General features: G+C 50.9%; 11 protein-coding genes. 5 read left to right on the top strand and 6 right to left on the bottom strand.

The features are described from left to right. Positions 1 to 60: 60 nt before the first annotated feature. Positions 61 to 921, bottom strand: a complete 861-nt coding sequence (locus ACUVQO_RS20735; RefSeq protein ID WP_445927728.1) for an alpha/beta hydrolase — start codon at positions 919 to 921, stop codon at positions 61 to 63. A gap of 167 nt (positions 922 to 1,088) precedes the next feature. On the opposite strand from ACUVQO_RS20735, the gene ACUVQO_RS20730 reads away from it, so the two are divergent. Next, the gene (locus ACUVQO_RS20730) at positions 1,089 to 1,232 is read left to right on the top strand and encodes a hypothetical protein (RefSeq protein ID WP_445927727.1); all 144 of its coding nucleotides are present in this window, start codon (positions 1,089 to 1,091) and stop codon (positions 1,230 to 1,232) included. A gap of 16 nt (positions 1,233 to 1,248) precedes the next feature. Here ACUVQO_RS20730 and ACUVQO_RS20725 read toward each other — a convergent pair whose 3' ends face one another. Further along, positions 1,249 to 2,157: a DNA/RNA non-specific endonuclease gene (locus tag ACUVQO_RS20725; RefSeq protein ID WP_445927726.1), complete on the bottom strand. Its 909-nt coding sequence runs from the start codon at positions 2,155 to 2,157 to the stop codon at positions 1,249 to 1,251. An 89-nt stretch (positions 2,158 to 2,246) separates the two neighbouring features. Here ACUVQO_RS20725 and ACUVQO_RS20720 point away from each other — a divergent pair, with 89 nt between their 5' ends. Beyond that, positions 2,247 to 2,654, top strand: a complete 408-nt coding sequence (locus ACUVQO_RS20720; RefSeq protein ID WP_445927725.1) for a nuclease A inhibitor family protein — start codon at positions 2,247 to 2,249, stop codon at positions 2,652 to 2,654. 203 nt (positions 2,655 to 2,857) lie between these two features. Here the strand turns inward: ACUVQO_RS20720 and ACUVQO_RS20715 are convergent, their stop codons facing one another. Both ACUVQO_RS20715 and ACUVQO_RS20710 read right to left on the bottom strand, forming a co-directional pair. After that, complete coding sequence (locus tag ACUVQO_RS20715) at positions 2,858 to 3,883, bottom strand: hypothetical protein (RefSeq protein WP_445927724.1); 1,026 nt, start codon at positions 3,881 to 3,883, stop codon at positions 2,858 to 2,860. Next, positions 3,880 to 5,154: a hypothetical protein gene (locus ACUVQO_RS20710; protein ID WP_445927723.1), complete on the bottom strand. Its 1,275-nt coding sequence runs from the start codon at positions 5,152 to 5,154 to the stop codon at positions 3,880 to 3,882. Before ACUVQO_RS20710 ends, ACUVQO_RS20715 begins: the two co-directional genes overlap by 4 nt. 170 nt (positions 5,155 to 5,324) lie before the next feature. Here ACUVQO_RS20710 and ACUVQO_RS20705 point away from each other — a divergent pair, with 170 nt between their 5' ends. After that, positions 5,325 to 7,763: a DUF4912 domain-containing protein gene (locus tag ACUVQO_RS20705; protein WP_445927722.1), complete on the top strand. Its 2,439-nt coding sequence runs from the start codon at positions 5,325 to 5,327 to the stop codon at positions 7,761 to 7,763. Positions 7,764 to 7,946: 183 nt separating this feature from the next. On the opposite strand, the gene ACUVQO_RS20700 is transcribed toward ACUVQO_RS20705, so the two are convergent. After that, positions 7,947 to 8,876, bottom strand: coding sequence for a lysostaphin resistance A-like protein (locus ACUVQO_RS20700; RefSeq protein WP_445927721.1), 930 nt, complete (start codon positions 8,874 to 8,876; stop codon positions 7,947 to 7,949). Positions 8,877 to 9,172: 296 nt separating this feature from the next. On the opposite strand from ACUVQO_RS20700, the gene ACUVQO_RS20695 reads away from it, so the two are divergent. Both ACUVQO_RS20695 and ACUVQO_RS20690 read left to right on the top strand, forming a co-directional pair. Next, positions 9,173 to 9,499 carry a hypothetical protein gene (locus ACUVQO_RS20695; RefSeq protein ID WP_445927720.1) on the top strand — a complete coding sequence of 109 codons (327 nt, stop codon included), beginning with the start codon at positions 9,173 to 9,175 and terminating at the stop codon, positions 9,497 to 9,499. 243 nt (positions 9,500 to 9,742) lie between these two features. Further along, complete coding sequence (locus tag ACUVQO_RS20690; protein ID WP_445927719.1) at positions 9,743 to 10,225, top strand: CGLD27 family protein; 483 nt, start codon at positions 9,743 to 9,745, stop codon at positions 10,223 to 10,225. An 8-nt stretch (positions 10,226 to 10,233) separates the two neighbouring features. On the opposite strand, the gene ACUVQO_RS20685 is transcribed toward ACUVQO_RS20690, so the two are convergent. Further along, positions 10,234 to 11,034, bottom strand: a complete 801-nt coding sequence (locus ACUVQO_RS20685) for a hypothetical protein (RefSeq protein ID WP_445927718.1) — start codon at positions 11,032 to 11,034, stop codon at positions 10,234 to 10,236. Between the last annotated feature and the right edge of the window lie 48 nt (positions 11,035 to 11,082).

Here is an 11,082-nt window from a genome sequence, read left to right as displayed (position 1 = left end):
TTTCATCCCCGGCTTAAAAGACCGGGGTTCTCACGCGAGTTTTCTATAGGAGAGATGAACCTAGGATGGCAGATGCCGGGTCAACCAGCTTTCCAGGTTGGCAAACAGGGCAGCAGCACACAAATCATTGTGCAGTTCGTGATAGCCTTCTGGGTAGGATTGCCATTCCTTATCAGGTAAAGTCACATGTTGGAAGAAGGTGCGGCTAGACTCTGGCGAAACAACGCGATCGCCTTCCCCCTGGAGGATCAACAATGGTAAAGACCAGTCTGCTGCGTGGGCCTGAATCCAGTCTACTGTGGCAAAGTATTCCGTGGATAACCGGGCACTCACCCAGGAATGTCGGAGTGGATCTTGAGTTGCCGCGGCGACAAATGCCGAATCCCGGGATGCTGTACTGCGATCCCAACTGGTGGGCAGGCTAAACTGAGGCCAAATCCGTGATAGCAGCCGTCCCAAAGCAATTTTGATCGAAGAGACACCGACTTGACCCAAGGCTGGAGCAATGGCAATCACTCCCTGCAGCCGCTGGGCTTCAGCAGGGTAGTGAAGCCCATAGTCCAGGGTAATGACACTGCCCAGACTATGCCCCAGGAGAAAGCAGGGATACCCTGGCTCTTGATCCTGTACCCAATGCAAAAAGCGACGTAAGTCTTCCCGAAATTCAGCCCAGCGGTGAATGTGGCCTCGCCTTCCCTGAGAACGACCATTGCCACGCAAGTCATAGGCATAGAGGTTATACCCCAAAGGGAGAAAATGTTGCACCAGGTTGGAGAATAGGCCGCTATGTCCCCCCAGCCCGGGTACCAGAAGCAAAACAGCACACGGCAAAACGCCTGAATGCCAGCTTTGGCAAAAGAGCTTGAGACCTTGAAACCCTTCAAGCCACTCTTCACGGTGCTGGATACCGACGGACTGCATGATTAGGATCTTTAAATTTAAGGAACGCTCATAGTCTAGCTCAAATGATTCGGCTTAATGCGATGCTCACAGGCTGGTCTACTGACCTTAAACCTGGCATCGGAAGAGGATAGGATCGGGAGAGAAAGGTAAAATTCAAATATGGAGCAAGGGAGGTAAAGGACGCGATGACTTACATACCCGATCACGATTTTGAAGCCGATGAAGATCTGGAAGAGTTGGATGAGGATGCTGCCGAGGACGTACTAGAAGGAGATGAAGAGTGGAAAGAAGCCTACGAAAATCCCGACGAATACGAAGACGAGGACTAAGTCAGGAAGGCGATCGCTAAGCTCCATCTTTCCTGGCTTCGATGATATTTTGAATTTGGCTGGGAACATTTGAGAGGAAATTATAGCCTGTTAGTTTCTCCAACTCATTCACAGTAGTCAGGTAATCTCTATAGCTGTTCATTTTGATGCCCAGTTGGTTCGGTATATTGACGGCAATCACGCGAGTATTGGCTGTTACCCCTTTTACTCCTAATCCAGGTTTGTCTAAAACTACAACAATTTTCCAGAGACTACTGGGCACTGTCACTTCGTGTTTGCCAATCTTCGTTTTAGTGCCCTTCAGACCCGTTGCTCCTTCCCCCAAAGGTCCCGCAATGATGTAAAGCTCTTTACCAGACTCTGCTAACTCTTTGGCCAGATTTTCTAGTTCCAGCCACGGCCCTTCATTGTTGTCCTGAGTTTGGGGAACAATATTGGTCATCAAAAACGTGGCGCAGTTGTCGGTGGGGTTGGCAGAGCGATCGCGGGAACGAGCCAGGTGTCCTCGACTAAATCCGCTGTTAGTGTAATCACTGGGCAGGACAACTTTAAAGCCATCGGGTAAAGTAGGGTCTGGACGAAAGCTACTGCACCGATCCACATCTCCCATCCAGGAAGCATTCAACTGCCAACTTACCCAATTTGCGGTACCTTTGCTGTTGTTGTACGACAGGGCATACTGGGGTTTAATCATCAGGTAATCGTCCTTATTCGTAGAACCAGGAGCACTACTGGGCGCTCCCATCAGCAGTTGAACGCTACCGTAATTGTGAACCTGAAAATAATGCAGTTGGGTTGCTGTGCAGGCGGTAATCATCAGACAGAATAACAGCAACCCCAAACCTACCCAGCGAGACAGAGGGTGAGATAGGGAGAAGTTCCGGGTAGCTGGAGGTGTCATTGTGAGGTCTAATGATGGTTGCATGGCCATCTGCATTCTATGCTCATTCTTAGCCGTCAGGTGCGTTGTCTCTCAGACCATCAGTTAGGCGCTTTTTCAGGATGTAGGACTCTATGAATGATGAGATTTCAGTGCTGATTGCCCGCTTACAAGATGCGACAAAGGGGTTACTGTGGATGAGTGAAATTGACGCGCCTCTAGAGGTGGTTCACTGGTTGCCATCGGATCTGGAACTAACGCAGGAACGGTTGCTGAAACTGACGCATCATCCCCTAACCACCCCTGTGAAGATGATGGCGGTAGATACTTTCTTTGCCGGAGCTACGGAAGAGCAGGATTGGTTTGGGGAAGAGGAACGAGCGATCGCTGAACAATATAGAACGTTGGTGGCGATCCTGAAACAATCCCTTTCTAATTTACGGGTGTATCGAGTGGGAGAGGTTAACATAGATTTCTATATTCTGGGTCAGGCTGCCTCTGGGGATTGGGTGGGATTGGTAACTCAAGCAGTGGAAACATAAATCCAATTTTTGAGCACAAACCCCCATTACTCAATGCCTCGAACAGGATCCCGGTTGCACAAGCCTCCAAACGTCAGGGGGGCAATCAGGCGGCATTGGCTCAGGACTGCTATCCAACTAACTTGAGTGATGGCCATGGGCTTAACTAGCCACATTTGGGAGGTTGCAGACCTGTTGCCCTCGCGGCTTGCTGGCTATTGCCTTCAAAGGTTTTCATCTAACCAGGGAGCTAGGGGCGGTTTGATCGCAGAGTTGGCCATTTTGATCAAAGAGTCTTTGTCGCCCTGCTGAAGGCCAACGCTATAGCGTACCCCGTCCTGTTCCCAGATGATCTTGGCTTCTGTGTAATGATCGCTGAGTACCCAGGGAATGAAATAGCCTTTGAGATTATTGCTAAGAGTGACTGGCCCCATTTCATCGGACGATCGCCGCCCTTCATGATTGAATAGGGGATTATTCACAAAATTCGCGGCTTGTTGAAAGGTTGTGTCCAAAGAAATAGCTTGGGGAGTCAATTTGGTGGCTGACAGAGAACCGCGTTTACAGGAATTTTGTCCCTGACAGTTAGGGCGGTTGCCTAGCACGATCGTGTACTCGTTTGCCGTAGCTGAGGCCAGGGTCGCTATCAGAGGCTTTTCAGCCTTGAGATTAGGCAGGTAAGAATTGTTGGCGGATGATGTCGCGATCGCGCTCTCACTGGACAGCAGTTTTCCCCCATTGAGGCCGGGAATATAAGTGGGGAGGCGAACTGGGATTTTGGTGCGCTGATAGAGCGTTGAGAGTAGACTTTGAAACACGGGATGGATCATTAAGGAAAACTTTGGGTTGGTTGCCCCATAAGAGGTATCTGCTTCCCGTAAGGATGGGATGCCACAGGCTGGATCTTGAATCGTCAATCGTTCAAATTCTTGGGTATAAAACCTGAATGCTTGCTCTTGTTGCTTGGTGGTTTTGCGCTCCGGGAATTTTTTCTTCGTCGCTTGAGCCGCCGCAATGGAAAGGGTGTATCCCCGATTCGCACATTTATCTTTCGTTTTTGCTTTCGCCTGCTGAAACTGTTTAATGGCCCGATCGTAGTCTCCCAACCGCAATGCCTTCCCCACCTGGCTCAACGTTGGATCGGTCTGAATCGCCGCCTTGCGATCGGGTTTTGCTGGAGTTTGAGCTGTGGCAACCGTGGTGAGACAACAGGTAAGGGCGATCGCCATCAGGAAAGGTCTGGTCATCATGGCAGTTCCTTTTCATAAATCCGGTAGGTCTTATAAATCTTGCCACCAGAGGCTTCGATCAGCTTACGGGAGGGAAAATTGTCTTCGTACACCCAGGAGAGTTCGGCCCGTTTGTAAGGCTTACCCTTCTTAATTCCACCCATCATCCCCAGATAAATCAGAGCCAGGGGCACCATTTTGCGGCGATATTCTGGTAATGAACAGATGGCAATCACTCGCCCCTGATCAATGTGCCGCTTGTACCAGAGAAACTTGAGAATCCCCAACCAGTTGAGTTGGCCATTCACTCGCTGCAAAGGAATGTTGTAGTCGGGCAGGCCCATCCAGAAGCCGATCATCTCCCCGTTGTATTCCGCAACTGGGAAGACATCGGGATCGACGAGGGATTGCAGCGATCGCGCTTCTTCCAAAAACTCCTCCAACGTCCGGGGAGTCGAGCTCCAATTATTTGAAAAAGCTTTAGTGAACAAGTTGTAAAGACTGATGCAATCTTGTTCAAACGCCTCTCCCTTTATGTTCAACGGACGAAACGTGACACCCGATTTCACTGCCACCCGATACGCCTTTTCAAACTCCTCTGGTAAGGGGCGATCAAGGGGAAAATTGTAAGCATAGGCATCCTTTGCCTTGTACCAGCCATCCCGCTCCATGAATTCCGGGTAATAGGAGGGGTTATAGGGCATCATCACCATCGGCGGCGAATCGAATCCATCCACCAGCAGCAAGCAGTTATTGTGGGTAGAAAAATCGATCGGCCCCCGTACCTTCGTCATTCCCTGCGCTTTCAACCACTGGCAGGCGGCATCAAACAGCCCTTGCGCCACCCGGAAGTCCGACACACATTCAAAAAAACCAAACAGCCCGATCGCTGCTCCCTCGCGATCAATCAGACGTTGATTAACGGAGGCGACGATGCGGCCGACAGGGAATTTTGGATTTTGGATGTTGGATTTTGGATTTTGACCTGTCCTTGGTACTTGGTCCGCTGCGACTGACGAATGACCAGTGACTAAGGACGAGTCCCCTACCGCAATAAACTGCTGAAACTTGCCATATTGCAAAAATGGATTGTCAGACGTAAATTGCTTGGCGATGCTGCTGCGGAGGGGCGGCACCCAGTTGGAATCATGGGCATAGACGATCGCGGGCACATCCAGAAAAAGTTCCTGTTCGGCAGCAGTGACGACGGGGATGATTTCGAGAGTCCCGCTTGTTTGGGAGGAGGGGCGATCGTTTGCAGTCAGGGAATCACTTGGGGGGCTTGAATTCATGGATGTCTCCTCAAACAGATTTACGGCGCAGACGGGTATTGGGTCTACAGGGAAAACCTTATGGAGACTATAGCAGTATTGACTACTCCAGGATTTGCTGGGATATTTTGAGCGTGACTTGTTAAGAAAAAATAAGACGGAACAACCATTGTTCCAGCCGCTACCTATTTATGTCTAAAAGAAAGCATCATTCAGTTGTCACACTGGCGTTACTCGCCACTTTGGGAGCATCCGTTCCGGCAACGATCCATGTTGCAGTTGACTCTGGGGTCGCTCAGACTCCTGCAGCTTCTCCCACCTTTCCGTTGCCCTCGGCAGTTCCCAGCGGCTCAACGGTGCGGGTGGATGGTTCTCCCAGCATGGCAGTGGTTAACCAGTTCCTGAAGCAACGCTACGAGAAGGCATACCCTGGAACGCAGGTGAATTTAAACGTCAGTTCTGCCGACACAGCCCTCCGGGATCTGGTAGCTGGCAAAGTGGATGTAGCCGCGATCGGACGACCGTTAACCCCGGCAGAAAGAGCGCAAGGACTGGTTCCGGTGACGGTGGGGCGGGAAAAGATTGCTATCATCGTCGGGCCAGGAAATCCCTATCAAGGGAATATCACGTTTGATGAATTTGCCAAAATCTTTCGGGGGGAGATAACGGATTGGTCACAATTGGGAGGCGCTCCCGGTCGAATTCGGTTTATCGATCGCCCTGACAACAGTGATACCCGGCAGGCGTTCCGGTCTTACCCTGTCTTTCAGGCTGCCCCCTTTGAGAATGGGACAACGACAGTCAAAATCAGCCAGGATGATACGGCAGAGGTGATCCGGCAATTAGGCAATGATGGCATTAGCTACGCCGTCTACAGTCAGGTCAAGAATGTGGAAAATGTTCGCATTCTGCTAGTGCACAAGACGCTGCCCAACGATCCCCGCTATCCCTTTTCTCAACCCCGTTATTACATTTACAACCAAACCCCTGCCCCTGGAACATCTGCTTTTCTGGGGTTTGTCTCTGCCACTCCGGGACAGGCTGCGATCGCTGATGCTAATGCCTTTGAAGCCGCTGCGATCGCCACTGCCGCTGCCGCCGCTACCAGCCCTGTGCCCTTCCCCGCCACTACTTCTCCTGCCCCTGCCACCGCTGCCCAAGGGACTGAGCCTGCTGCCGCTCCGACTACCAATTCCCCTGGTGATGCCTGGAGCCGCTGGTTACTATTGCTTCCCGTCGCTCTCATTGGCTTAGCCTGGTGGCTGTCCAAACGGCGAGGAAGTGGGTCTACACCTGGGGCGACCCCTCCCCCAGAGAGTGCCGGTCCACCTCCTGTCACTCCTTCTGCTGCCCCCACTCCTGCCCCTCCACCCCTCCACCCCTCCCCCTCTTCACCCTCCATCGACCCTACCCTTGCTGCTGGTGCTGCCCTCGCTGCTGGTGCCGGAGCCGTAGTCTGGTCAAATCTTGCCGATGATCAATCCCAATCCACGGTGGAAGCCAGCAAGTTTGATGTCGGTCAGGACGACAGAACTGGTATACCAGGTGTACGAGGAGACAGTACCCTAGCCGATGTGGATGAAGGGTTGCATGATTTACCGAGCGGATACGGGGAAAGCCGGATTGTGCTCATGCCTCGGGATCCCCAGTGGGCTTATGCCTATTGGGATGTAGCCAACGAACATAAGGAAGCCTTGCGACGGGAAGGTGGCAATCGCCTTGCTCTGCGGTTTTACGATGTCACCGATATTGATCTCGCTAATCAAAATCCCCACAGTGTGCAGCAGTATGACTGTGAAGAAATTGCCCGCAACTGGTATATTCCCGTGCCATTAAGCGATCGGGATTATCTGGTGGAAATTGGCTACGTGACGGATGATGGCCGCTGGTTGATGCTGGCGCGATCGAATTCCATTCGCATTCCTCCCGTCTACCCAACCGATTTAACCAATGACCAATTTGTGTCGATCGATTGGGGGGAACCCTTGCAGGGCAGAACTTTCTCAGACATAGAGACATCCGATCAGTCCTCTTCCATGCCTGCAGGACTCTTTGGGTTGACTCAACCCAGCGATCACTTGGCCGGATCCATCTACGGCTCCATGCAGGCTGTGAGTTCTCACGCTTTTCCTTCAGGAATCGGCATGATGTCTGGGATCGGCATGTCGGGAATCGGGATGTCGGGCATGGGCATGATATCCGGCATCGGCATGATGTCAGGGATCGGCATGTCCGGCATGGGTATGATATCGGGCATGGGCATGTCAGGAATCGGGATGTCGGGAGTGGGGATGTCCGGCATCGGCATGTCGGGGATTGGGATGATGTCCGGGGTTGGTCTTTATGCTGAACGATCGCGCAAATTCTGGCTTGTTGCGGATGCAGAGCTGATTGTGTATGGTGCCACAGAACCAGATGCGATGGTGACGATCGGCGGACAGCCTGTAAAACTAAATCCCGATGGCACCTTCTGCTTCCGTATGCCCTTTCCGAACGGCCTAATTGATTTCCCCGTCTTTGCTGTTGCCGCCGATGGCGTGCAATCCCGATCCATTCATCTCAGCTTTAATCGCAACACGCCTAGCCAGAACACGAATACGAAGGATGAAGCGGCGGATGAAGCATTTTGAGAGGATGCTTTAAAAGCCTGTCTCTTTGTCACCCTGAAGTGGCGGCTATCTGGAGAAAACCTGCCGACGCAGGTTGAGTCTGCATCGGCAGGCTTGGCAAGTGCAGTCGCGGTTTTAACCACCGGATACTTTTCAAACGCCCTCTGAGAGTTAAGAGCAGACTTGGTATTAACTCTTAACTCTTCATTGTTCGCTTTCAATTCTTCCTTTCCCCTTTCTGCCAAAAACGATCAGGTAGAATGCGCCCATCATCAATAACAGAGCCAGCAGGGTAATTCTGGGATCGGTTGGTACGGTTTGTAGGATGAGAGCAGGCGATCGCAACGCTGAATCCTGGCTATTGACGAGCAGGACGATGAACAGGTTGTTGGCCGCGTGGACTCCAAGGGCTAATTCCAGGCGATCGTCTTTGAGTGTAATCAGAGCCAGAAACATCGCCAGGGCAAAGTAGGTTAATCCAATCCAGAGGGCACCCCGCTCCATTTCTGGGTTGCTGAAGTGAACCAGGGCAAAGGGCAGGCTGACGGCGGTCACCAGAAACAAGGGCTGTCGGATGAATAATCCCAGTCCTTGCATGAAATAGCTGCGGAATAAAAACTCTTCGGCAGACGTTTGAATAGGAGTCAAAATTAACGCGATGGGAAGAAAGAATAACCAGTGCAAGGGATGAAAGTTCCAGGCGAAGTGGTGTGGGGTAAATCCATATTCAAAACTGGTTTGAACACAGGCCAGCAGCAACCAGATGAAAAATCCAGACAGAAACCGCTGTTGATTAAATGTCGCATCGGCACTAATTAACGTCAGAATTTTGCGTTGATGTAACACTTTTATAACAAAGAAAATACCAATGCAAAGAAAAATAAATGGAGCCGTGATCAGGATATAAGACAAGCTGGCAGAATCCTGAATAATTTGCTGTACCTGAAGTTGAGTGAATTCTGAATCCAGGCTGTCACCTTTCAAGACGGCTTCTCGTTCTATCAGACGATGAATTGGCGTATTGACGATCCAGAAGCCGGCAACCCAAAAACCGATACTGACTACGGATCCCAGAAGATACACTCGCCAGTCGTGAATGCCTTGTTTAGCGGTCTTAAGAAAATTTCCACTCATACTTAAGCAGGAAACTGCAGAGAGTATTTATACATATTCGGATTGATAATCTCATTGCAAAAGTTTGCAATGATTTGGCAGTAAGTAAACTTTAATGTCTTCAGTTCTGCAATGCTTGAACTGTTTGGTAGCCTCTATATAAGCAACATGGATCGTAATGATTGAGTGAGTTAATAGCATTTTTTGTATCTAAAAGTTTACATGTTGCTGGCCTCCTTGATTCCATTAGACTTGGAGCGCAAGTCTTATTCCTAACGTTTTTCCTAACTTCCATTCCTACTACTTCCTGTTGAGAGATGAATCATTACGCTACCCAATGGATTGATGACTGGTGCCAGGAAAACGGCTGGACTGACTGGTTTATTGAGCGTTCCCGCTACTGGGGGTTTCCCCCGAATGCGGTGATGCCCTTGCCAATTCCTAGACAGGCACTAAGAGCGATTAAAGCTCAACGAGGGATGTGTTTTGAGGAACGAGTCTGGTGCTTATCGGCTGTAGGAACCGCGATCGCGGCAGGTATTTCCAGCTATCTCATGTCTTCCCCGATGCCGCTGGTAGCAGCGTTTGCATTCTGTGCGGTGGTTGTGGCTCACATGGAGGATGAAGAGCCAGAAATACAATAACTTACCTGCAAAGCTTGGTTGTTCAAGTTTTCCAGTGCTTGATGTAGCTGAACCTCTCTCTAATGCTCTTTTGGACGTTAGGAGGGGTATTTTATCGGGTCGTGCCTGCCTGCGGACTCCCTGTTCCCCTGTTGCTGTCGTTTATACTGACAGGTAAGCCTTCAATCGATAAGGTTTAACTGTTCAACCTTGCGGGAGCTAGTTGGCGTGTTACCAGATGATCTAACTCGAAACCAATTCGCCTTGACCTGCCCGGTTCCGTCTGAGCAGTTGCCCTTAAACGAATATCAAGATCTAAAAGAATCCTGGTTTTTTCGCTGGGCTACCTTAGAAACCCCCCGGTATATTGCGAAATTGGTCTGGATTGGGATGGCTGCCTGGACGATCGCCGCGCCGATCGCTGCCGCCAGTTTTCCCCTGACAAAATATTTTAATCAATTTTTCCTGGTCAGTACGGCTGGAGCCATTGTACTCCTGTCTTTAGTCTTGCTCCGGCTATATCTGGGCTGGGCCTATGTGTCTTCTCGCCTGATGGCCTCAAATGTGTTCTATGAAGAATCCGGCTGGTACGACGGTCAGGTCTGGAACAAACCGACAGAAGTACTGACCCGTGATCGCCTGGTGGCTGCCTATCAGATTCATCCCTTACTGAAACGGATGCGACACACCTTTGCCGTTTTGGTCGGGGTTTTGGGGGTAGAAGCGCTGATCTGGAGTCTGATCTGACTCTGCGATTAACGAGGCATTTGGGCCACATCAGCCCGCTGGTATAGCGTGACGTTAGCCAGGGAAAATTCTGGGCAGGCGGCATCAGTGGGGGCAAACTGCAGGGTTTTGATGTGTTCTGCCAAAAGCCAGCGGGGGGAGGCATCTAGGGGCACCAGTTGTTTGCCGTTCAATGCTTTGATCTGCACCTGATTGGCCTGGACATCATTGGTTGGCTGACTCTCCCAAGCGATGGGGAAGGAGGCTTTCCGGCGGTGGGTGCAGGCAAAGTCAAAGGCCAGCAAGCCTGCATCTCGTCCTTTCAGATTCAGGGATGACAGGTCAAATGTCAGCGTTGGTTTTGCTCCGGTCATACGGTAACGGTTGTCCTTCAGGGGCTGCACGCCTTGCAGGGTGGGTTGTACAGTCGTACTAATATTTTTGACTTGCTTAATCTCTGACTGAAGAGAGTTGAAGGATTGGCCCCAGGCGCTGGCAAGACTGTCTAAGTCAGGCAAGCGAAAGATTTGGTCGAGCAGGGCAAGGCGTACAGGATTGGCGTTCCCGATCATCACTGTCGGCATGGCTTCATTGGCGATCGCCGCATTGCTTGCATCTTCATTCCAACCCAAATTCTTCAAGCGATCGAGCCGATCTGGGCGCACCATCAGAATCACCTGATCGACGGCAACGGGAATGTAATGTTCGGCGACAAAGCGGTATAACAGGTGCGATCGTACTGCAGACGTATTGTTCGTAGGTACTGTAGAGTCAGCGGATGCCAATGCGACTGGAGGCAACGTTTTCTGTAACCGTTCTACAGCCCGCAAAATCTGATTTTATGCACCAGATTGTAGATTGCACCTGTCTCAATGGGA

The sequence above is a fragment of the Leptodesmis sp. genome (assembly GCF_052746595.1).
The sequence above is the reverse complement of the archived record's forward strand: the minus strand, read 5'-3'. Positions and strand labels throughout refer to the sequence as shown.

Coding starts and splice junctions, on each gene's coding strand:
- ACUVQO_RS20735 (WP_445927728.1), bottom strand. CDS start 921: ATGCAGTCCGTCGGTATCCAGCACCGTGAAGAGTGGCTTGAAGGGTTT.
- ACUVQO_RS20730 (WP_445927727.1), top strand. CDS start 1,089: ATGACTTACATACCCGATCACGATTTTGAAGCCGATGAAGATCTGGAA.
- ACUVQO_RS20725 (WP_445927726.1), bottom strand. CDS start 2,157: ATGCAACCATCATTAGACCTCACAATGACACCTCCAGCTACCCGGAAC.
- ACUVQO_RS20720 (WP_445927725.1), top strand. CDS start 2,247: ATGAATGATGAGATTTCAGTGCTGATTGCCCGCTTACAAGATGCGACA.
- ACUVQO_RS20715 (WP_445927724.1), bottom strand. CDS start 3,883: ATGATGACCAGACCTTTCCTGATGGCGATCGCCCTTACCTGTTGTCTC.
- ACUVQO_RS20710 (WP_445927723.1), bottom strand. CDS start 5,154: ATGAATTCAAGCCCCCCAAGTGATTCCCTGACTGCAAACGATCGCCCC.
- ACUVQO_RS20705 (WP_445927722.1), top strand. CDS start 5,325: ATGTCTAAAAGAAAGCATCATTCAGTTGTCACACTGGCGTTACTCGCC.
- ACUVQO_RS20700 (WP_445927721.1), bottom strand. CDS start 8,876: ATGAGTGGAAATTTTCTTAAGACCGCTAAACAAGGCATTCACGACTGG.
- ACUVQO_RS20695 (WP_445927720.1), top strand. CDS start 9,173: ATGAATCATTACGCTACCCAATGGATTGATGACTGGTGCCAGGAAAAC.